Here is a 21093-nt window from a genome sequence, read left to right on the forward strand (position 1 = left end):
TTAGTAGAAGGCTGGTTGCAGCTTATCCGGCTGGTCACCACACCTATTTAGAGTGCAAGCACAGTCTAACAAAATCAGGTTCTGGAGTTTCAGCGTTAACCGGGGATACTCATAAGCTCCGTCAAACGGAACGTTATACCGAGTACCTCATTCAAACTACTACGGCCTTTCCGAATGGCTCTGCCGGCGGATGAAGATTTCTTGGAAAGACCGCATAGACTATGCTTTGGGTGTGAATCGCTCTCAGATTAGCTCCTATGGCAGGGCGGCTACTGCAATCGCCGCTCCAACCCCTTCATCGCCAATACACGCGTACTAATCTCCTCGATCGATAGCTCCGTTGCATCCAGGTAGGGGATGTTGTGTTTGTTGTACATGGCTTCCAGAGCTCTCAACTCCATATCACACTGCCGCAGGGAAGCGTATTTGCTGCCTGCCTTGCGCTCGCTGCGAATGGCGCTGAGGCGGTCGGCGTTGATGGTGAGGCCGAAGAGCTTTTGTTTGTGCTCGACCAGCGGCTTCGGCAGCCGAAGGTCGTCGAAATCGTCTTCAGTGAGGGGGTAATTGGCGGTGAAGAGGCCAAATTGCAGTGCCAAGTAGAGACAGGTCGGGGTTTTGCCGGAGCGGGAAACACCAATGAGAATCACGTCCGCCTGATCATAGTGGCGGGTGCGGGCGCCGTCGTCGTTGTCCAGGGCAAAATGCACGGCATTGATACGGATGCGGTAGGACTCCGCATCGCGGATGGCGTGGCTCTGGTTGATCTTGTGGCTGGAGCGCACGCCCAGTTCGTCTTCCAGGGGGTTCAGAAAGGCGCCGAACAGATCCAGTACCAGTCCGTCGCAGCCGTGTAGGAGGGTGCGATGGTCGTTATTGACTAGGGTGGAAAAGACAACGGGCTTCTGGCCATCCTCTACCGACGCTCTGTTGATGCGAGCGATGGCTTCCCGGGTCTGTTCATCGGACTGGACGAAGGGGAGGGTGATTTGCACAAACTCAATATCGCCGAACTGGCTGAGCATGCTGTGGCCAAGGGTTTCTGCGGTGATTCCGGTGCCATCTGAGAGATAGAATGCCGTTCTTTTCATTGGTTTCAGCCGTCTTCTGTGCCTGTAGGAGCGGCGCTTGAGCCGCGAATTGCTCAACACACGACTTGCCAGGCATATTCGCGACTCAAGCGCCGCTCCTACGGGGTTTTGTAAGTCATTGTTTTCAATGATGACAGTCTAGAGCCCGCAGAGGTTAGGGGCCAGTGCTATCTGTGGGCAGTTGGCGCTCAAATCCGGTAAATCCTGCCTTGGGCGTTGTCCCTGCCTTCACATCCTTCTAAACTGCGCCGCATAGGCTGGTCCGCAGGTTAAATACCCTTTCATTTTCAATGGGATAGTGCTCCCGAGAGGGGCAGGACTAGCCACAGATGCAGGGATTGACCAAAGTCGTACCCAAATTACGACTAGGGGCGGGCAAACTGTGCGGGTTTTGAGTAGAATGGCGGCTCGATTAGCGCCGGCTCAGGCCAGTAATCAACGGTAATACGTAAAAAGGAGACGACCTTGGCGGAATATGTAGTCTGGTTTCAGGACCTTGGGAAAAATGACGTTGAGCGCGTAGGCGGCAAAAATGCATCCCTCGGTGAGATGATCAGCAATCTGTCGGCAGCGGGTGTCTCCGTTCCGGGCGGTTTTGCCACCACAGCTGAAGCCTTTCGCGAGTTCCTTGAGCACAACAATCTGACCCAGAAAATCAACGAGGCCTTAAGCGCTCTAGATGTTGAGGATGTGGTTGCTCTGGCCAAGACCGGCGAGCAGATTCGCCAGTGGGTCGTGGACGCCCCGTTCCAGCCAGCGCTGGATAGTGCTATCCGTGAGGCTTACGCACAGATTGGCGAAGGAAATGCTGATTTGCCGGTGGCAGTACGTTCTTCTGCCACTGCGGAAGATCTGCCCGATGCCTCCTTTGCTGGTCAGCAGGAAACCTTCCTCAATATTCGCGGTATCGACAGCGTAATGATTGCCGTCAAGGAAGTGTTTGCCTCTCTATTCAACGATCGTGCCATCAGCTACCGCGTTCACCAGGGTTTTGATCACAAGCTGGTTGCACTGTCCGCCGGCGTTCAGCGCATGGTGCGTTCCGAGACTGGTGCCGCTGGCGTGATGTTCTCCATGGACACCGAGTCCGGCTTCAAGGACGTGGTCTTTATTACCGCTTCCTACGGCCTGGGTGAAATGGTAGTGCAAGGTGCAGTGAACCCGGATGAGTTCTACGTTCACAAGAAAACCTTGCTGAACAAGAAACCCGCCATCCTGCGTCGCAATCTTGGCAGTAAGATGCAGAAAATGGTCTATGGCGCCGAAGGCTCTGCGGGCAAGTCTGTGAAAATTGTGGACGTGGATAATGCCGAGCGCATGGTCTACTGCCTCAATGACGAGCAGATCGAAAACCTGTCCCGTCAGGCCATCGAGATCGAAAAACACTACGGTATGCCCATGGATATTGAATGGGCGCTGGATGGCGACGACAACAAGCTTTACATCGTGCAGGCCCGCCCGGAAACCGTGAAGAGCCGCTCCGATGTGAATGTCATGGAGCGCTACCTGCTCAAACAGACCGGCAAGGTCTTGGTAGAGGGCCGCTCCATTGGCCAGCGTATCGGTGCCGGCAAGGTGCGCATCGTTACCAACATCAAGGAAATGGACAAGGTCCAGCCCGGCGATGTGCTGGTTACCGACATGACCGACCCGGACTGGGAGCCGGTCATGAAGCGTGCGGCGGCCATTATCACCAACCGGGGTGGGCGTACCTGTCACGCGGCGATCATTGCTCGTGAGCTTGGGGTGCCGGCCATTGTAGGCTGTGGCGATGCCACTGATGTGCTCAAGGACGGTCAGGAAGTGACTGCGTCCTGTGCTGAGGGTGATACCGGCAAGATCTATGAAGGCCAGCTTGAATTCGATATTCAGCGTAACTCCATTGAATCCATGCCCAAGCTGCCGTTCAAGATCATGATGAACGTGGGCAACCCGGATCGCGCCTTCGATTTCGCCGGTCTGCCGAACCAGGGTGTTGGCCTGGCGCGTCTGGAATTCATCATCAACCGCATGATCGGGGTGCACCCGAAAGCGCTGCTGAACTACGACACTCTGCCCAAAGATGTGAAGCAGAACGTGGACAAGCGCACTTCCGGTTACGGTGATCCGGTGGACTTCTATGTCGAGAAGTTGGTCGAGGGGATCTCCACCCTGGCCGCCGCTTTCCACCCGGAAAAGGTGATTGTTCGCCTGTCCGACTTCAAGTCCAATGAATATGCCAACCTGATCGGCGGCAAGCTCTACGAGCCGGAAGAAGAGAACCCCATGCTGGGCTTCCGGGGCGCCAGTCGTTACATCAGCGAAAACTTCCGTGACTGTTTCGAGCTGGAATGCCGTGCGCTGAAAAAAGTCCGGGATGTCATGGGCTTCACCAATGTGGAAATCATGGTGCCCTTCGTGCGGACGGTGGGCGAAGCCGAGCAGGCCGTTGATCTGCTCGCCAAGAACGGTCTGAAGCGTGGCGAGAACGGCCTGCGTGTGATCATGATGTGCGAGCTGCCCACCAATGCACTGCTGGCTGACGACTTCCTGCAGCACTTTGATGGCTTCTCTATCGGCTCCAACGACCTGACTCAGCTCACGCTGGGCCTGGATCGGGATTCCGGTATCGTCAGCCACCTGTTTGACGAGCGGGATCCGGCGGTCAAGAAGTTGCTCAAGATGGCCATCGATGCCTGTAATGCCCAGGGCAAGTACATCGGTATCTGTGGCCAAGGACCTTCGGATCATCCCGATCTGGCCAAATGGCTGATGGAGCAGGGCATCTCTTCCGTGTCTCTGAACCCGGATTCGGTACTCGACACCTGGTTCTACCTGGCGGAGAAGCACGGCAACTGATCCTTTGCCTGCTTGACCTGCAAGGTGCTTCACAGCACAGTAAAAAGCCCGCGATTGCGGGCTTTTTACGTTATGGGCTGGTTGGCAGAGACGTTTCTCAGCGGTTTCCTTTTCCTCTTTTATGTTGAAGAGTCTGTGGATGCGGATAGAGGTCTGAGCAAGAGGAATCTGGGCTGCCATGGACCGCAAGTTCAAAAACCTGGATGAAGGTAAGCCATGTTTCATCGCCTGCTAAGGACTCTGGATCTGTACGACGGCCTGCGACTGCCTGTCAAAGTGGGCCGGTTGGAGCTGTTGCTGATCCACGAGGAGGGGGAGACCCGGTTAATGCAACGGCGCTGTCCCCATGCGGATTTCCCACTGGATCGTTGCACCATCAGCCATGGCGAGCTGCGCTGCCCCGGCCATGGGCTGATGTTTTCCCTGCGAAGCGGCCGCTGTCTCAGCGCTGGCTACCAACTCGAGCAATATCCACTGAGCTATGACGGCCCGTGGTTGGGAGTGGATCTGCCCGCATAGGAGAGAGCAATAACGATGCTTGAAAACGTAACGCTGGTTGCCGCCCGTTTGCGGGTCTGCTTGTGCAGAAATCAGAGGGCAGCTTACTGGCGAATGGGAGAAGCGTAGACCACTTTCTCTTCGCCCAGCCCGGCAACAAAGTGGCTGCTATAGCGCTGGCGTAGTTGTTTGACCTTGCGCACATAGGCCTGGGTTTCCTTGAAGGGGGGGATGCCGCCGTAACGGCGCACATTGCCTTCCCCAGCATTATAGGCCGCCAGGATATGGTCCAGGGTAGAGAATTTGCCTTTCAGGTACGCCAGGAAGCGGGTGCCGCCGAGGATGTTTTCCCGGGCATCAAAAGGATTGCTGACTTCCAGATAAGCAGCGGTTTCTGGCATCAGCTGCATCAATCCCTGGGCGCCGACACGGGATATGGCCTGAGGGTTGAACAGGGATTCGGCATGGATCACGGCCTTTACCAGAGCCGGATCCACCCGGTGCTGGCCTGCCGCCAGGGTGATCAGATTGTCGTAGCGGTCCCGCTCTGCATCACTCAGGGCGCGGGGCTGGTAATTCCAGCCTTTGCGGATGGATAGCAGGGTATGGTTGCGGCCAACCCGGTCTTGAGGTTGATCCGTAAACAGAATGGTGCCGTCAGCGGCGCGATACTTGTATATATCACTGGCCCCGACAGTGCCTGAAAAACTGATCATGCCGCTCATTAGTAGAGCCAGCAGCCCGCTCAGTCGCATTGGTGTCCCGTTCCCCGTTAATGCGCTGTGGTGTGCCACGCGTTGTTGTTGTAAGAAAAAGCCCTGTGAGCTTTTCCCGCCGACGTTACCCCCATGATAACGTCAGGCCTGACAGGTATTACCCATGACCGACGAGTTGTCGGTATGAGCCGCTGAGCGTACCCGGCCAGCGCTCAAATATCATACTATCGCTGCCCTCGACGCCCAAGAGGTCTGGCGCACATTTCGGCTTCATTCTGGCATATGGGAAAATCCATTGCTGTTGGCTATGGCACGTATTAGCTCACCAGCCTTGTTAATCCCTTCGCCCTGCGCACAATAGGGGCAAACCTAGCAGGAGACAGCAGTGACAACAGAATTTGATCTGGTGGTGATCGGTGCCGGTTCCGGCGGCGTTCGAGCGGCGCGGATGGCTGCAAGCCACGGCGCCCGGGTTGCCATCATTGAGGAACGTTTTTTTGGCGGTACTTGTGTGAATGTGGGCTGTGTTCCCAAGAAGCTGTTTTCTTATGGTTCCCATTTCCCCCAGGAATTTGCACTGGCCGAAGATTTCGGTTTTTCCGTGCAGGGCTGGTCGTTCGACTGGGCAACCCTGCGAGATAACAAAAGCCGGGAAATTGAGCGCTTGAATGGCATTTACCAACGCATTCTCGATCAGGCCGGAGTCACTGTTTTCGAAGGACATGGCAAGGTGTTGGGCCAGGGACGAGTTGCGGTGGATGACCAGGAACTGAGCGCAGCCAATATCCTGATCGCCACCGGCGGCAAGCCTTATGTGCCTGAATTTCCCGGCTGTGAGCTGGCACGGATCTCCGATGACCTGTTCTATCTGGAGACGCTGCCTGAGCGAGTAGCGGTGGTGGGGGGCGGCTATATTGCCACCGAGTTCGCGGGCATCCTGCATGGCCTGGGCTGTCAGGTCACCCAGGTATACCGGGGTGATCTCTTCCTGCGCGGGTTTGACGGAGATATTCGTCAGTTCGTGGCAGAGCAGATGCGCGGGCAGGAGGTGGATCTGAAGTTCAACAGTGACGTTACCCGCCTGGATAGGGTCGGCAGCGGCAAGCAGGTCACCTATCAGGACGGCAGCCAGCAAACCTTTGACGAAGTCTTTTACGCCACCGGCCGCGTGCCAAAGCTGGATGGTTTGTTTGCAGACGGGGCGACGCCAACGCTGACAGAGAAGGGGGCGATCAAGGTTGATGACGGCTTTGCCACCTCCATCCCGTGCCTTTACGCCTTGGGCGATGTGATTGACCGTGTCCAGCTGACCCCCGTGGCCCTGGCTGAAGGCATGTGGCTGGCTGCGCAGCTGTTCGGCGAGAGCAAGCCGCAGGCTACAATGGATTACCGCAATATCGCCACCGCTGTTTTTAGCCACCCGAACATCGGCACCGTAGGGCTCAGTCAGGAAGAAGCGCTACAGCAGGCCTCAGCAATCCGGGTTTACAAAAGTGGCTTCAGACCCATGCGTTACACTCTGGGTGACAAGCAGGAACGCAGCTTTATCAAGCTGATCGTGGACGACGAAACTGACAAAGTGCTTGGGCTGCATATGGCCGGCGAGGACGCGGCAGAAATTACCCAGGGGTTTGCTGTGGCTATCAAGATGGGTGCCAGCAAAGCGGATTTTGACGCTACCGTGGGCATCCACCCGACGGCGGCTGAAGAGCTGGTCACCATGCGTCAGGGGGAAAGAATCACCGCCTGATCAGCCAATATTGGTTGACTATGCCGTAGGGGCCGTAACTGCCGGCGCAACATCCTCCACACTTTCTACAAAGCCGCTGTAGGAGCTCCGCTTGAGGGGCGAACCGAGCGCAGCGAGATAACAGCTTGGCAGGTGCCCGCAATGGAGTCTGCCAAGCAAGATACTCCTGATCGCCCTGCGAGCTATTTCCACGCTGACGCGTGGTTCGCCCCTCAAGCGGAGCTCCTACAGCGGCTGCGAGACATGATCGGGGGTGCGCGATTCTGGCTATCGCGCCGCCAGCGACGCTCCTGCGGTCTGGGTGTCAGATTCTCTCCAGTTTCACCGGTAGCCCATCGCCGGGTACCGGCAGGCTGGTGGTATCCACCGGCATCTCATAGTCCTGCGGTACGCTCCAGCGAAAATTGAGCAGCACCTGGTGCAGAATCGCCTTTACCTGCATTTCCGCAAAGTGCAGGCCGATACATTTGTGCGCACCGCCCCCGAACGGCACCCAGGCATAAGGGTGCACCTTGTCTTCCCGGCGTGCTTCACTGAACCGTTCCGGATCGAACTTTTCAGGTACCGGCCAGTACTCTTCCATGTAATGCGTGAAGTAGGGCACCACATTGATAAAGCTGCCACGGGGGATGAAAAAGCCCTCGTATTCCACGTCCTTGACGGTCTTGCGGGGCAGGGATGGCACCGGGGCACAGAGCCGCAGTGCTTCTTTCATGGCCATGCCAATGCCTTCCAGCCGGGGCAGGTCCTCATAGTCCAGGCAGGTTTTGCCAAGGGCCTGGCTTTCTTCCCTCAGACGCTCCTGCCATTGCGGGTTCTTGGCCAGATAATAGAAGAGGGTGGAGAGCGTGATGGTGGACGTATCGTGGGCCGCCATCATCAGGAAGATCATGTGGTTGACCACATCGTCATCGCTGAATTGTTCGCCATCTTCTGTTTCGGCGTGACAGAGCACACTGAAAAGATCGGAGTCGCGGCTTTGCCGTTTGGCGGCAATTTCCTTGCGGAAAAAGGCCTCCAGTAGCTTTCTCCCTTTGAGACCTTTTGACCAGCGTAGGCCGGGGACTCGAGTACGCACGATGGCAGTACCGGCGCGAACCGTATCCACGAAGGCCCGGTTGATGTCGTCAGCCTCCGGGCCCAGCTCATAGCCCATGAATACATCAGTGGCCAGATCCAGGGTGAGCTGTTTTACCGCATTCAGCACATGAAAATCGGCGATGTCTTTCCAGGGGGCAATTCCCGAGGTGATGTGCGGGCCCATCCGCTCCAGATACCCCTTGAGCACATCCCGGTTGAAGGCCTGCTGCATGATTTTGCGATGCCAGCGGTGCTCTTCGAAATCCAGCAGCATGATACCGCGATGGAAAAAACGACCAATAAAGTAATCCCAGCCCTGGTGATTGGAAAACAGATCGCCCCGATTGAGCATGACGAACTGATTGGCATCGGGCCCCAGCAGTTGCACCATTTTCAGGCCAAATACGCTAGTCCATGAGACCGGACCGTATTGGTCGTAGCGCTTACGCATAAGACCGATGGGGTCGCTCATGAAGGAGAGCGTATGGCCGATGAGCGGCAGCCCCTTGTCGCCGGGCACAGCTCGAAGCTGACTGTGTGCGGGCAGCGAACAAAACGGTTGTGACATGAATCTCTCCCAATAAACAGAGCGTTTACTATTAGCTGGATACCCCGCTTAGCTCAATACCACTAAACAGATTTCGTTATGACATTTCCCTCTCAGCCGAACGGCTCAGATCTCGTAGTCCCCGGGTGCAGTGTGCTGTTTTTTTGACCTGAACCTGTCTGGCTCACAGCCCGGCAAGGCTGGGGCCAGTCACTCAAGGGTTATGCACTCGGTTATCCACAGAAACTGTGGACAGAAAAAGAGAACCGGTGGGCACTGGGAGAGCCTCCAAGGCCTGTGTATGATTCGGCAACAAACAAAAACTGCGTGCAGGCCCAGATTGAGCCCGCTTCGAAAGAGTGGGCTTCCAGTGGTCGAATGGCTTAAGTCAAACCCGGATCAAGCAGGGCGTCAGCGCCAATAGCGCGGATGCCTGCGGAGTTCTGGCCTGCAGACAGTCCGCAAGCCTGCTGTATTAAGGAGAACAAGGAATGCGTCGTGTGGTGTTTAACCAGAAGGGGGGAGTGGGTAAATCCAGCATCACGGTAAACCTGGCTGCCATCAGTGCTGCCGAAGGAAACCGCACCTTGGTGGTGGATCTGGACCCGCAGTGTAATGCCAGCCAGTACCTGCTGGGGATGCCCGCCTACAGCAATGGTGAAGGCCCCAAGCCGAATATCGGCACCTTCTTTGCCCAGACGCTGTCGTTTCGGTTGAAAGAAAAGGACGCTCGCGACTATGTGCATGCCACGCCTTTTCAGAACCTGTTTGTATTGCCTTCGGATGGCGAACTGGGCGAAATCGAGCACATGCTTGAATCAAAGCACAAGATCTACAAGCTCCGCGGCCTGCTGAAAAGCCTGTCCAAGGATTTCGATACCATCTTTGTCGATACCCCGCCAGCGTATAACTTTTATACCCTGTCCGCGCTGATTGCTGCTGATCGTGTATTGATACCCTTTGATTGTGATGCCTTCTCACGCAAGGCGCTGTATACCCTACTGGAAAACATTCAGGAGGCTCGCGAAGATCACAATGACGAGCTGCAGGTGGAAGGCATCGTCGTCAACCAGTTCCAGCCCCGAGCCCGTTTGCCGCAGGAGCTGGTGGCGTCGCTTGTTGAAGAAGGTTTGCCGATGCTGAGCAGCAAGCTTTCTGCCAGTGTGGTAATGCGAGAATCCCACGAACAGGCGACCCCCCTGGTTAATTTGCAGCCAAAGCACAAGCTGACCGAGGAATATCGGGCATTGTTCCACGAGCTCAGTGGCCGCTAATCCGTTTCGCAAGCAGGCGTCTCGCCGTGCCGAGCGTATATTGCGCTCGGCCACGGCCAGCCGATGGCTGGCCAAGGCGGTATTCAACCGCTCTGATCAGTTGCAACAACGTCTGGGGAAGGCGGCGGGGCAGCTCAAGCTACTGGCCCAAATGCTGCTGGACTGGACGACTGGGCGCTACCGTCAGGTGCCCTGGGGAACCCTGCTCACCATCACCGTAGCGCTGGTGTATTTCCTGATGCCCCTGGATGCTATCCCAGACCCGATTATTGGCCTGGGTTTGCTGGATGATATTGGGGTGCTGGCCAAGGCCTGGCAATTTGCCGGAAAGGATATCGAGCGATATCAGCAATGGCGTGAGATCCATGACGACGCTGCTACAGGTCTATAGCAGCCTGTTAGGTGTGATTGGCCTTATGACGCCAGGCCTCGATACCATGAAGTGGCCATAACGCCAGCTACGATTTTGAGGTAGGACCCTGCCCGGACAGGACCCAGGGTGAAAGGCAGCGTGACAGTGACCATTTTGATATCAATACCGGGTTCCTCTCTCTTATGAATTTTGTGATAGTGTTTACTCATATTGAGTGAGTGCCTGCCCTGGGCCGGCGTGATCAGACCAAAAACAAGCAATTCACAACAACAATTAGCGATCAGGAAAAGGGAGTAGTTATGGGCAAGCGTCTGCTGGGGAGCCTTCTGGCTATCGCCTTGCTGCCAGCGCAGGGGATGGCAGCCATTACCAATGCGGATCTTGAAGAGTTTGAGTTGTCGCTGTGGAAGGTGCGCACAAACTTCCATATGCTCACGGTGATGGCAGGCAGTGAGATTTATGCGTCTGACCTGAAGCGTACTATTTCCCAGTCCAGGCAGGCTCTTTCCGAGCTCAGAGCCAATGCCGAGGGCAGCGAAGAGCGCCAGTTTGTGGCAGATCTGGAAAAGGAATTAACCCTATACGTCGATGCCGCCAGGGGTAACACCATGGCGGAGCAAGGGTATACCAATGCCTATATCATCAAGGATGTGAACGAGCTTCCCGCTATTATGGCGGACAAAATGGATGCTTTCGAAAATGCCACCGGTGGCAAGTATGATGAAATTCGTGAGTTATCGGCATACCTTCAGCGGATGACATCAGAGTATCTGAATGTGGCAGCGGACCCTGCCGGCGGAATGGCATCAGGCTCGGATGAGGGCCGGCTGGATTTCAAGAATGCCGTACCGGAATTTGAGAAGATGCTGGAAGCGGCTCAGAAACAATATGCTGGCGACGAAGCCATGACCCGGGCACTGAATCAGGTGGCGGTAAAGTGGAAATTCATTCGTCAGTCCATGGTAAAGTTCTATGAAAATGCGGTGCCGTTCCTGATTTACCGCTATACCAGACAGATGGTGGAAACAATGGAGCAGGCGATCAGTCTGGCATCCACAGATATGGCCAAGCCTACCTTCGGGCCAGTTGAATAGTCTTAACTGCCAGCTTGGCATGCATTCAGGCCCCCGCTAACGGCGGGGGTTTTTCGTGGGGTAAAGAAAGAGGAATTGGGGTGAAAAAACAAGGATTGTGGATGTTGGCGGGGGCGCTGATGGTCGCTGTTTCCGGCGCGCAAGCAGCATTCTCTGCAACGGAACTGGCAATGATGGAAGCGGACGCCTGGCGCGCCAGGATGGGATTCCATCTACTTTCGATTCGTGGTGATAACCCGGAGGACCGGGACGCACTTAGGCAGCTGCTTGATGATGGGGAGCGACGGGTGGTTAAGCTCAAAGGGCAAGCCGAGGGCGAAGAGGTGGCCCAGGCCAGGGCTTTTAACCAGGCCTGGGATGACCTGTCCAAACGCGCGCTCGACAACCCGCTGGCATCTCTGGGTTATGCGGACTATGGCGCCATGAGCGAGATGAACACGACCACTCTTGCTGTTGCCAAGCTGGCTGAGGAGGCCGACTCCACTGACAAAGGCAGCTATCTCAATATTGCGGAGTTGTCGGTCTCCATGCAGCGCTTGGCCAGTGAATACCTTGCGTTGGCCGCCTTCCCGTCGGCAGGCATGCCGACCGGTACTGGGCTGCCGCCAATGGATTTTGCCCTTGAAGCAAAAGCCATTGATGACCAGCTGGAGAATCTAAAGAGACACTATGCCAGTGATACGCAGGCGAGCGAGGTGCTGGCATTTGTTGATCAACGTTGGGTTTTCGTGCGCAATACCATCCCGCGGATGAACGAGAACGATGCCAATAAGGTCCCTTACCTCTTTTATCGCTACGCCAGCCAGGTCGCAGAGCACATAGAGGAGCTGGTAGCTCCCTGAGCTAAAAGGTAGCACTTTCCGGTGGAGCAAAAGGGGCGTTTTCCCGGAAAGTATGGCTATGGGGGTGTCAGTATCAATCTGAGCGTGTTGCCAGCCAGTCGGCGCTGATACGCCACGCTTGGCTGGGTGCCTTGGAGCCGGAGAATACCCCGGCATGGCCGCCAGGGACTTCTTCGAAACGTTTTTCCTGGCTGCCGACCAGCCGTAGCACTTCCTTTGCGGCGCGCAGGCTGACGATATTGTCGGTGGTGCCGGCAAACGCCAGCAGGTCCTGGCGAATCGCAGAAAAATCCACACCGCGACCACCGATACGGATTTTCCCCTTGGCCAGGCTGTTTGCCAGAATCATCTTCTCGATCACTTCGCGCACTACCGCACCCGGATAATCCACCATATCGTTGAACCATTGACCCATAGTCATGTACTCGGTGACGTATTCCCGGTCGGCAATGTTCTTCACCAGATCCAGATAAGCCTGCACCACCCCTGGCGGATTGGTCATTTTAAAGCCGAAAGTCAGCAGCCCTGCCGGGATATGGAACAGCTTATCGTCCAGTGGCTCTAGACGCAGCTTGAACCAGTCGTGGAGTTGCATGGCGGGGATGGATGCCAGGCCCAGGGCCTTGCCGAAAGGACCACTCTTGTGGAAATTCACCGGGCTGGCAATGGTGATCAGGCTGCGCACCGGCGCATCCAGGTGTCCCCCGAGGTACATCAGGCAAAGCAGGCCGCCCATGCAGTAGCCCATCAGGTTGACCTGCTCCTGCCCGGAATGTGCCTTGACCATTTCCACCGCTTCCGGCAGCCAACGATTCACATACGTATCCAGATCCAGGCTGCGCTCGGCCTGGGAGGGTTTGCCCCAATCTACCAAATAGATGTCATAGCCTCGCGCCATCAGATAGCGGACCATGGAGCGGTTCGGCATCAGGTCATAGGTCCAGCAATGAATCCCCAAAGCGGGCACCAGAATCAGGGGAGTGCGATATTTATGGCGCTCAACAGGCATGGTCTCGTCATTGACTGGGATTTCGGCCATGGGCGGCAGGCTATAATGGCGAACTGCCATGATGCCGTCGCGGTAGATTTCATCCCAGGGGCATTTATCAATCTGGATAAACCGCTGCGGATGCCGCCGACGCTCGACGATATGCCCAACTGCACGCAGACTGGTCTTCAAACGGGATGACGTCGCCATGGGAGGCCTCCGACAATGAGGGGGCTGGGATACTATCGGGAAAGCAGCGTATTACTAGGGTGAAAAAGTAACACTTTGCAGAGTAATGTCGACTCGTTAATCTAGCGCGCCCGAGGCACAGGAGGCATTGGCCGTCGTGACAACTTCATCGCAATCATTTACCCGTCTGGATGTCTGTAACCGCTTTCTGGAGTCGGTCAGGCACTCAGTCGTGCTGGGGCTGGAAGTGCTCAGCGCTGAAGAAAACGCTGTAAGGGTACGCGTGCCCTGGCGCGAAGACTTGGTCGGGAACCCGGAAACCGGTGTTATGCATGGTGGCGCCATCTTCGCCATGATGGATCATGCTGGCGGCATGGCAGTCACCTGCCGTACCTTCCCGACGTTTGAAATTACCCCCACCATCGACTTTCGCGTGGATCATCTGCGCGGCCCTGAAAAGGGCGCAGCCGTATTCTGCGAAGCCACCTGCTATCGCCTCACTACCCACGTGGCCTTTGTACGCATTACCACCTGGGAAGAGGGCAATGAAGATGAGCCCATCGCAACCGGTCTGGCAACCTATACCCGACTGAAAATCGAAACGGCAGGCAAGGTGGTGGGGCAATGAAAGCACTGAAAACCCTGATTGAAGAATGCCGCGCTGGTGAGGCGGATTACCAGAGCCTGATTGACCGGGTACCCTATGCCCGCTTTCTGGGCATCCAGGTAGTGGCGCAGGGTGACGAGCTGACCTTCGTCCTGCCCAAGCATGACAATGTGGTGGGCAATCCGACCTTGCCGGCCCTGCATGGTGGGGCGGTGGCTGGCTTTATGGAGCAGGCCGCGATTATCTTCATTCTGCTGCAAATGGGTGAGCCACGGGTACCCAAGACAATCGATTTCACCATCGATTACCTGCGGGCCGGTCTTTTCCGAGACACCTATGCGGAATGCAGCGTGACCCGGCTGGGGCGCCGAATTGCCAATGTGCATATCAGCGCCTGGCAAAAAAACCGCCAGGAACCCATCACCATCGCCCGGGCCCATTTCCTCTTGTCTGATGATGCAGGCTGACGTCGCAGACTTTTGAGGATCAAGCATCAGCTGTTTTGTAGGGTGCACTGAGTCTAAGCGAGCTGCACCCATTCGGCGTTGGATGGTGCAGTTTGCTTAGGCTAAGCGCACCCTGCGTCTTCCTGAGAGATTTTTCTGGTTTTGCGTTTATTGTGATTTTGCGCCAGCCTTCGTCCCGATTGTCAGAACGCGACATTGTTCCAGCAACCACATCCGCCTAGCGTTTAAGTGAACCTGTTCAGGACGCAACGTTGCGTCCTTGAGTGTGCGCTACAACGCTAAAAAGGGTGTTTTCATGAAAATAACCAACGTCACCTCTCCACCCACATCGGTGAGCATTTACGAAAACTGGGACGGCCCCGGTGCCGATGATATTGAAGACAAGCTGACCCCTGGTCATGTGCAGGATGTGGTGGAAATCTTCCAGACCCCGCTCACCGGCCATTACAACTGGGACTACTCCAGTGCCGATGGGCGTATCCGCAAGCTCTACCGCCTGGGCAAGGAACTGAACTGGAATGCGGACATGGATCTGGACTGGAGCCAGACCTTTCCCAGGAGCGAGGTGCCCCTGGATCAGTCCTTCAACCCGTTCAATGGTTGGCCTACCTTCGAGGCACTTAGCGACGACGAAAAACTGCGCTTCGGGTGGCACAATCTTGCCTGGATGCTGGCGCAGTTCATGCACGGGGAGCAGGGTGCGTTACTGGTGGCTTCACAGCTGGCAAGTTGTGCACCTTCCTACGATGCCAAGCTCTATGCGGCCAGCCAGACCTTCGATGAAGCGCGGCATGTGGAAGTGTTCACCCGCTACCTGCAGGAAAAGATCGGCATTCTCTACCCGGTGAATCCAAATCTGAAAGCCCTGCTCGACAAGATCCTCTCGGACCCTCGCTGGGACCTGAAATTTATCGGTATGCAGATCATCATCGAAGGCCTGGCCCTGGCGGCTTTCAATACCCTCAAGCTGACCGCCCATGATCCGCTTCTCAAGCAGATCATCCACTTGGTTATTCGCGATGAAGCGCGGCACGTTACCTTTGGTGTCAACTACTTGGAGGACTTTGTTGAGACTCTTTCTGAAGAAGAAAAAGAAGAGCGGGCGCACTTTGCCTTTGAGGCCTGCGTGGTCATGCGTGAGCGTCTGATCAGCACCGAGGTGTTTGAACACTTTGGCTGGGATGTGGACGAGGCCCGTGAACAGGTCCTGTCTTCCACCATCATGGCCCAATTCCGCAATCTGCTGTTCACTCGCATCATGCCCAACCTGAAACGTATCGGTCTGCTCACCGAGTCGGTTCGCCCCCGTTTCGAAGAACTGGGCATCCTTCAGTTCGAAAACCTGGTGGATGACGGCGAAGTGGACTGGGCGGAGTTGTCGAAACCTCTCTACGACGAAGCCTCCTGAGGGCTGTCTCTGTAGGCTCTTACAAAAGTCTATAGTCAGCGTAGGGTGCACTGAGCCTAAGCGAACTGCACCATTCAAGCGCCAGATCGGTGCAGTTCGCCTGGGCTCAGTGCACCCTACGTTTCAACACGCTGTCGACGTTGACGATTCCCTGCCGAACCGGTTTGGCCAGCGCCTGAGTGGTCGCTTCATAGGCCTGATGTAATGCCATGCGCCCCTGCTCCAGCTTCCCCGGACCGCTGCGGCTCAGGCCATCAATGGCCAGGGTGATCAGGTTGGGGCGCAAAGGCGCCTGCAGGGCAGGGCTATTGGCCCGTCGCCACGGGGATCGGGATTGCAGATGGTGATAGAGTACGCGCTCGACGGGCCAGGTGCCGGCGAGACCATGCCGGTCGGCAATGCCACCATCCCAGTAGTAACCACCGTCGATCCGCGCCGGCTGGAACAGGAAGGGCACGGCGCAGGACGCATAGACGGCTTCTACCGGGTCCCCGGTGCTCAGTACCTGGGTGCGGCGGCTGCCGGCATGCCAGGCGGAAATGGCCACCGGGGTGGGGCTAAGGGCCAGGTCCGTTATCGGTAGCAGCTCTTGCAGCAATGTGCGAAAACGCTTGCCGGCTAGCAAACCAAGTCCGGGAGACGGGTCCCAGAAATGCTCCCGGGACAGCCCGAGCAGAGTGCGCTCCATTCTTTCCGGACATGCCTGGCTGGCCATGCAGGCGGCTACCAGCGCGCCGGCACTGGAGCCGCAATAGCGGGCAGGCTGTAATTCATGTTCTTTCAGGGCTTTGACGACACCAAAATGGGCAAAGAAACCAAAAAAACCGGACGACATGGCCAGGGTAAAGGGGCGCTCGGCCAACCAGTCCGCCATGCTTGGGGCGGGAAATGTCTTCATTGAACTCTTCCTCTGCGGCGACAAACCCTAACCCGGGCACCCTCAGCCATACAATCCTGTTGACCGCCGTGGCGGTTACCGCACTGGGTCAGACCCTGGTATTCACGCTGCTTCCGTCCCTGGGCCGGGCCACCGGCCTGGCGGAAATGCAGGTGGGACTGATCATCAGTTGTTCGTCGCTGATTTTTGCCTTGGCCAGCCCGGTGTGGGGCACCCTCAGCGAATCCCTGGGCCGCAAGCGGGTGCTGGTGATCGGGCTGAGCGGCTATTCCCTGGGCACGCTGATGTTTGCGGTGGTGTTCGATATTGGTCTGCATGGCGGTCTGGTCGGTGGCTTGCTGGTGGCCGGTCTGGTGCTCAGTCGCATGGTGCAGGCGGCGATCATGGCCGCCACGCCGGCCGCCGCCCAGCTTATACCGCAGATATCACTACCCCGGAGCAGCGCACCCAGGGTATGGGGCGTATTGGTGCAGCGAACAATCTGGGGACAGTGATCGGGCCGGTATCCGGTGGGCTGCTGGCGGCGGTGGGTTTGGTCTTTCCGCTCTATGGCGTGGCGGCCTTGACCGCACTGATGGCTATCGCAACAGCCTTGTGGCTGCCTCAATCCCCACACCAGCCTACGGCGCGCACCGTGTCCCTGGGCAAGGTGCTGCGCAGTGGTCTCGGCGCCTATGCGGACCCGCGACTGCGGGACTTGCTGCTCACCGGCGTGATGCTGTTCATGAGCTTTGCGCTGATTCAGCAGACCCTGGGCTTCCTGTTTCAGGACCACTTCGGGTTATCGCCCGCGGCGGCGGCCCGCGCACTTGGCCTGACCATGATGGCGGCGGCGGTCACCTCCCTGTTTGGTCAGATTGTCGTGGTGCAATGGCTGCGGGCACCGGCCACGTTGCTGGTGGCCCTGGCTGTTCCGGCGCTGGGCGTCGGCGCCTTGATTCTGTGGCTGGCAGACCGGCAACTGGTGATGAGTTTTGCGGTATTGCTGGTGGGGCTCGGCCTGGGCTTTGGCATGCCGGCGATCATGTCTCTGGCCAGCCTGCGAGTCAGTAGTGAAGAACAGGGGCGGGTGGCCGGTCTGGCCAGCGCCTGCCCGGCACTGGGCTTTATCCTCGGGCCGCTGGTTGGCACAGGCCTGTACACCCTGGATCATCGCTGGCCCTATCTGCTGGTATTGTCCCTGATGGTGCCGCTGGCCTGGCTGGCCTGGCGGCTGGTACGTTCTGCGGCGGCTAGTGCGTAGGGTGCCAGTGGCGAGGTCCGGGTTTCGAGTCGCGAAAACCGGTCAAAATACGTCAGCTTCGTAGGGTGCACTGAGCCTAAGGCGAACTGCACCGATTCGGCGCTGGGGATGGTGCAGTTCGCCTTAGGCTCAGTGCACCCTACGGTGAAAGTTGGGGCCGGTGAGTCATCAAGTCAGGCATTCACTGATAACGACTTCCACAGATGGGCCGCCATCAGGCTGCGCCAGGGGCGAAAGTCTGCCAACCAGAGCTCGGCTTCACGGGCAGTAGGTGGCGCGGCATTGCCCAATAACTGCTGGATGGCTCGGCGTACGGCCACATCCCCATGCAGGCTGCCGTCCATCCAGGCATACCCCCTCAGCAGTGCATAGTGAACGCTCCAGGGACCCAGCCCACGTATTTCCAGCAAGCTCTTCCGTAAGGCTTCCAGGTCGGGCTGTGCCGTGTGAATCTCGGGCAGAAGGGTCTCGTCAAGGCAGAGCCGGGCAACGGTGAGCAGACACTCCGCCTTGCTGCGCGAAAAACCGCAGGCCTTCAGTGTTTCCGCGTCCGTGTTGGCAGCATCCTTGGCATCGGGGTAGCAGTAAAGGCCGTTACTGTGCCTGCGGCCCAGGCGCTGTATAAAACGTCGGCGAATGGAAACGGCGGCCGCCACACTGATTTGCTGGCCGATGATGGCCCAGCTCAGTGCCTCAAACGGTGAGGCGGATTGTGGTACCCGCAATCCGGCCTGGGTGCGCACCATTGCGCCCACCAGGGGATGCCTGCCGGTCTGCGCCTCGAATTCTTGTGTTGGCTGATCCAGGCCAAGCAAGTGACGAGCAAAGGCGTCCAGTGAAACGCTGGCTGAGGGCGCCTCGGCGTCACATTGCAAGGTAATACGGGCCTGGCCTGGCTCATGGAATGCCACTGTCAGCAGGGTGGGTACCTGTTGCCAGATGAAGGCTTTCACCAGCATCCCGGCATCGACTTTCTCGGCCACTGCTTGAACATCCCGCCGGTGAAAATCAAGGAAGGCGTCGCGATTGAAATCCGCCGGTAGCGGTAAAACTAGCTCGGCTGTTTGTTCCCTCACTCACTCTCCTTGTTTTCAAGCTCGCGTTCCAGCAGGACCCGCTTGCGCTCCACGCCCCAGCGGTAGCCGGACAGGCTGCCATCGCGGCGTACAATCCGATGGCAGGGAATCGCCACGGCTAATGTATTGGCGGCGCAGGCCGACGCAACGGCCCGGGCGGCTCCCGGTTGGCCAAGCGTTTCGGCCAGAGCCTGATAGGACAGGGTGGTGCCCGGTGGTATCTGCTGCAGCGCCTGCCAGACCCGTTGCTGAAATGCGGTGCCGCGAATATCCAGTGGCAACGACAGACTCTGTTTTGGATCTTCGACCAGTGAAATAACCCGGGCCACTTTGCTGTCAAATGCCGGATCCGGTGGCAGCAGCTCGGCGCCGGCAAAACGTGCCTGAAACTCCTCTAGCAACGGCTCCGGCGCATCACCGAGACTGATGGCACAGAGGCCCTGCGACGTTTCTGCCACCAGCAGGCTTCCCAGGCTACATTCGGCCATGGCAAAGCGGATAGCTGTCCCCGTGCCGCCGGAACGATACTGGCCGGGCAACATGCCCAGCATCTGCTTGCCCTGGCTATAAAGCTGGCTGCCGGATTCCATTCCCGACTCCTGCATGGCACCACTGATGGATGCATGGCGCTGTAAATTCCCGGTCAGTCGCCGCCGGCGCACTGCCAGCCCATAGTCCCGTGGCGAAACACCGGTGACGGCCTTGAACTGGCGCTGCAGATGGTGGCGCGACCAGCCGCACTGAGCGGCAAGCTCTTTCAGCGTCGGCAGGCTGTGGCTTTGCTCAATATGGCGGCACAGGGCTGTGACGGTGTCTGTCACCGGTGAGCCAGCCAGGGAAAACGGATTGCAGCGACGACAAGGGCGAAAGCCTGCCTGCAAGGCTTCCTGCCCATTGGGGAAAACCCGCACATTAGCCGGGTTAGGTCGTCTTGCCGGGCAACTGGGCCGACAGAAAATACCGGTGGTGATGACGCCATAGACAAAGCGACCATCCGCGCTTCGGTCACGGTTCTGGATGGCATGCCACTGTGTGTCGGTAATCTGCGCCGTCACTGTGCTCACGATCTTGTTTCCTGGGCGTTAAGAGTCTGACTTCATCATGACCCGAAGAAAATCGCGATGCACTCTGGATGTTGCGGGGGAATTGAAAAAACTGGAAGGGGAGAAGAGGTGGGTGCCGGGCACCCACCTCCAGATTGCCTTACTCGGTGTAAGGCAACAGGGTCAGTTCAACACGACGGTTTTGCTCACGGCCGCTGGCAGTACCGTTGCTGGCAATGGGCTGGGTTTCGCCGAAACCGACGGTATCCATGCGCACTTGTTCAACGCCGAAGCCGCCCAGAATATTGGCGACAGACTGGGCGCGTTGCTGGGACAGCATCAGGTTGTACTTGTCGCCGCCGGTGCTATCGGTGTGGCCGGCTACCTGAATCATGGTGGACTTGTATTCCTTCAGCACTTCAGACACTGCGTCCAGTACCGGGCGGAAGGAAGACTTCACCGTGGTGCTGTCGGTGTCGAAGGTCAGGTTGCCCGGCATGTTCAGGATGATGTTGTCGCCGTCACGGGTAACGGACACACCGGCGCCTTCCAGTTTTTCGCGCAGCTTGGCTTCCTGTACATCCATGTAGTAGCCCACGCCACCACCGGCAACGGCGCCAATACCGGCGCCTTTCAGTGCCCGCTCTTTACGCTCTTTGGCACTGTCTGACGTGGCGATACCGATCAGCGCACCGGTGACGGCGCCAATACCGGCACCCATGCCAGCCTTGGAGGTCTGCTTTTCACCGGTGTAGGGGTTGATGGTGCTGCAGCCAGCCTGCAGGGACATAGCGCCTGCAAGCGCCAGACAGCCAACGAAACGTTTCATGGAAACTCCTTGTAAGTCTTATAAGGTATTGGTTTTTAAATAGTTTGGATGTGATATGAACCATAGCCCTGACAGCATGGCTGGTAAAGCGGCGTCTTCACGAGTTTACGAATTTGTACGAAAAAAACCGAGTGGCCGTCTGTAGAGGGTTGTTATCTATTCAATACAGCCTGTAACGGCGGCACAAATCAGCCGAATGTCAGAAATAGTCCATCTACTGTCCCGCTGCGCCAGTGAAACCCCTT

General features: G+C 57.3%; 20 protein-coding genes. 12 read left to right on the plus strand and 8 right to left on the minus strand.

Going from position 1 to position 21093, the window contains the following annotated elements:
• Positions 1-269: 269 nt before the first annotated feature.
• The gene (gene ppsR, locus T9A_RS00945) at positions 270-1088 is read right to left on the minus strand and encodes a posphoenolpyruvate synthetase regulatory kinase/phosphorylase PpsR (protein ID WP_035244330.1); all 819 of its coding nucleotides are present in this window, start codon (positions 1086-1088) and stop codon (positions 270-272) included.
• A gap of 465 nt (positions 1089-1553) precedes the next feature.
• Here ppsR and ppsA point away from each other — a divergent pair, with 465 nt between their 5' ends.
• The gene (gene ppsA, locus T9A_RS00950; RefSeq protein WP_035244333.1) at positions 1554-3926 is read left to right on the plus strand and encodes a phosphoenolpyruvate synthase; all 2373 of its coding nucleotides are present in this window, start codon (positions 1554-1556) and stop codon (positions 3924-3926) included.
• 216 nt (positions 3927-4142) lie between these two features.
• Positions 4143-4445 carry a Rieske (2Fe-2S) protein gene (locus T9A_RS00955; RefSeq protein ID WP_035244335.1) on the plus strand — a complete coding sequence of 101 codons (303 nt, stop codon included), beginning with the start codon at positions 4143-4145 and terminating at the stop codon, positions 4443-4445.
• Positions 4446-4528: 83 nt separating this feature from the next.
• Here the strand turns inward: T9A_RS00955 and T9A_RS00960 are convergent, their stop codons facing one another.
• Positions 4529-5179 carry a transglycosylase SLT domain-containing protein gene (locus T9A_RS00960; protein WP_035244337.1) on the minus strand — a complete coding sequence of 217 codons (651 nt, stop codon included), beginning with the start codon at positions 5177-5179 and terminating at the stop codon, positions 4529-4531.
• Between the two features lie 346 nt (positions 5180-5525).
• Between T9A_RS00960 and gorA the strand changes: the two genes are divergently transcribed.
• Complete coding sequence (gene gorA / locus T9A_RS00965) at positions 5526-6890, plus strand: glutathione-disulfide reductase (RefSeq protein WP_035244338.1); 1365 nt, start codon at positions 5526-5528, stop codon at positions 6888-6890.
• 304 nt (positions 6891-7194) lie between these two features.
• Here the strand turns inward: gorA and T9A_RS00970 are convergent, their stop codons facing one another.
• Entirely contained in the window at positions 7195-8538 is a 1344-nt protein-coding gene (locus T9A_RS00970; protein ID WP_035244340.1) for a cytochrome P450, read from the minus strand.
• Positions 8539-9008: 470 nt separating this feature from the next.
• Here T9A_RS00970 and T9A_RS00975 point away from each other — a divergent pair, with 470 nt between their 5' ends.
• From T9A_RS00975 to T9A_RS00990, 4 genes are all read left to right on the plus strand, one after another.
• Complete coding sequence (locus tag T9A_RS00975) at positions 9009-9791, plus strand: ParA family protein (RefSeq protein ID WP_035244342.1); 783 nt, start codon at positions 9009-9011, stop codon at positions 9789-9791.
• A complete protein-coding gene (locus T9A_RS00980; RefSeq protein WP_035244344.1) occupies positions 9781-10182 on the plus strand; it encodes a YkvA family protein in 402 nt (133 codons plus the stop codon). Before T9A_RS00975 ends, T9A_RS00980 begins: the two co-directional genes overlap by 11 nt.
• Positions 10183-10382: 200 nt before the next feature.
• Positions 10383-11258: a hypothetical protein gene (locus T9A_RS00985; RefSeq protein WP_232221945.1), complete on the plus strand. Its 876-nt coding sequence runs from the start codon at positions 10383-10385 to the stop codon at positions 11256-11258.
• Positions 11259-11338: 80 nt separating this feature from the next.
• The gene (locus tag T9A_RS00990) at positions 11339-12100 is read left to right on the plus strand and encodes a hypothetical protein (RefSeq protein WP_232221946.1); all 762 of its coding nucleotides are present in this window, start codon (positions 11339-11341) and stop codon (positions 12098-12100) included.
• A gap of 73 nt (positions 12101-12173) precedes the next feature.
• Here T9A_RS00990 and T9A_RS00995 read toward each other — a convergent pair whose 3' ends face one another.
• Positions 12174-13298, minus strand: coding sequence for an alpha/beta fold hydrolase (locus T9A_RS00995; RefSeq protein WP_035244350.1), 1125 nt, complete (start codon positions 13296-13298; stop codon positions 12174-12176).
• 136 nt (positions 13299-13434) lie between these two features.
• On the opposite strand from T9A_RS00995, the gene T9A_RS01000 reads away from it, so the two are divergent.
• The 3 genes from T9A_RS01000 to T9A_RS01010 all read left to right on the plus strand — a co-directional run bounded on the left by T9A_RS01000 (position 13435) and on the right by T9A_RS01010 (position 15759).
• A complete protein-coding gene (locus tag T9A_RS01000; protein ID WP_232221947.1) occupies positions 13435-13905 on the plus strand; it encodes a PaaI family thioesterase in 471 nt (156 codons plus the stop codon).
• Complete coding sequence (locus T9A_RS01005) at positions 13902-14351, plus strand: PaaI family thioesterase (RefSeq protein ID WP_035244352.1); 450 nt, start codon at positions 13902-13904, stop codon at positions 14349-14351. Before T9A_RS01000 ends, T9A_RS01005 begins: the two co-directional genes overlap by 4 nt.
• A 295-nt stretch (positions 14352-14646) precedes the next feature.
• Positions 14647-15759: a ferritin-like domain-containing protein gene (locus T9A_RS01010; RefSeq protein WP_156964802.1), complete on the plus strand. Its 1113-nt coding sequence runs from the start codon at positions 14647-14649 to the stop codon at positions 15757-15759.
• A 106-nt stretch (positions 15760-15865) separates the two neighbouring features.
• On the opposite strand, the gene T9A_RS01015 is transcribed toward T9A_RS01010, so the two are convergent.
• Positions 15866-16657, minus strand: a complete 792-nt coding sequence (locus T9A_RS01015; RefSeq protein ID WP_035244354.1) for a patatin-like phospholipase family protein — start codon at positions 16655-16657, stop codon at positions 15866-15868.
• On the opposite strand from T9A_RS01015, the gene T9A_RS17330 reads away from it, so the two are divergent.
• Both T9A_RS17330 and T9A_RS17335 read left to right on the plus strand, forming a co-directional pair.
• Complete coding sequence (locus tag T9A_RS17330; protein WP_269529847.1) at positions 16648-17151, plus strand: MFS transporter; 504 nt, start codon at positions 16648-16650, stop codon at positions 17149-17151. The genes T9A_RS01015 and T9A_RS17330 overlap by 10 nt on opposite strands.
• The gene (locus tag T9A_RS17335; protein ID WP_269529848.1) at positions 17112-17900 is read left to right on the plus strand and encodes an MFS transporter; all 789 of its coding nucleotides are present in this window, start codon (positions 17112-17114) and stop codon (positions 17898-17900) included. Before T9A_RS17330 ends, T9A_RS17335 begins: the two co-directional genes overlap by 40 nt.
• A gap of 173 nt (positions 17901-18073) precedes the next feature.
• Here T9A_RS17335 and T9A_RS01025 read toward each other — a convergent pair whose 3' ends face one another.
• The 3 genes from T9A_RS01025 to T9A_RS01035 form a co-directional block, all read right to left on the minus strand.
• A complete protein-coding gene (locus tag T9A_RS01025; protein ID WP_035244356.1) occupies positions 18074-18976 on the minus strand; it encodes a DNA-3-methyladenine glycosylase family protein in 903 nt (300 codons plus the stop codon).
• Positions 18973-20040 carry a bifunctional DNA-binding transcriptional regulator/O6-methylguanine-DNA methyltransferase Ada gene (ada, locus tag T9A_RS01030; RefSeq protein WP_035244357.1) on the minus strand — a complete coding sequence of 356 codons (1068 nt, stop codon included), beginning with the start codon at positions 20038-20040 and terminating at the stop codon, positions 18973-18975. The genes T9A_RS01025 and ada overlap by 4 nt, the downstream gene beginning before the upstream one ends.
• A 139-nt stretch (positions 20041-20179) precedes the next feature.
• The gene (locus T9A_RS01035; protein WP_035244359.1) at positions 20180-20848 is read right to left on the minus strand and encodes a YiaD family glycine zipper/OmpA-like lipoprotein; all 669 of its coding nucleotides are present in this window, start codon (positions 20846-20848) and stop codon (positions 20180-20182) included.
• Positions 20849-21093: the final 245 nt, after the last annotated feature.

Origin of the sequence: Alcanivorax jadensis T9, from assembly GCF_000756655.1 — a bacterium.
Taxonomy (GTDB): domain Bacteria; phylum Pseudomonadota; class Gammaproteobacteria; order Pseudomonadales; family Alcanivoracaceae; genus Alcanivorax; species Alcanivorax jadensis.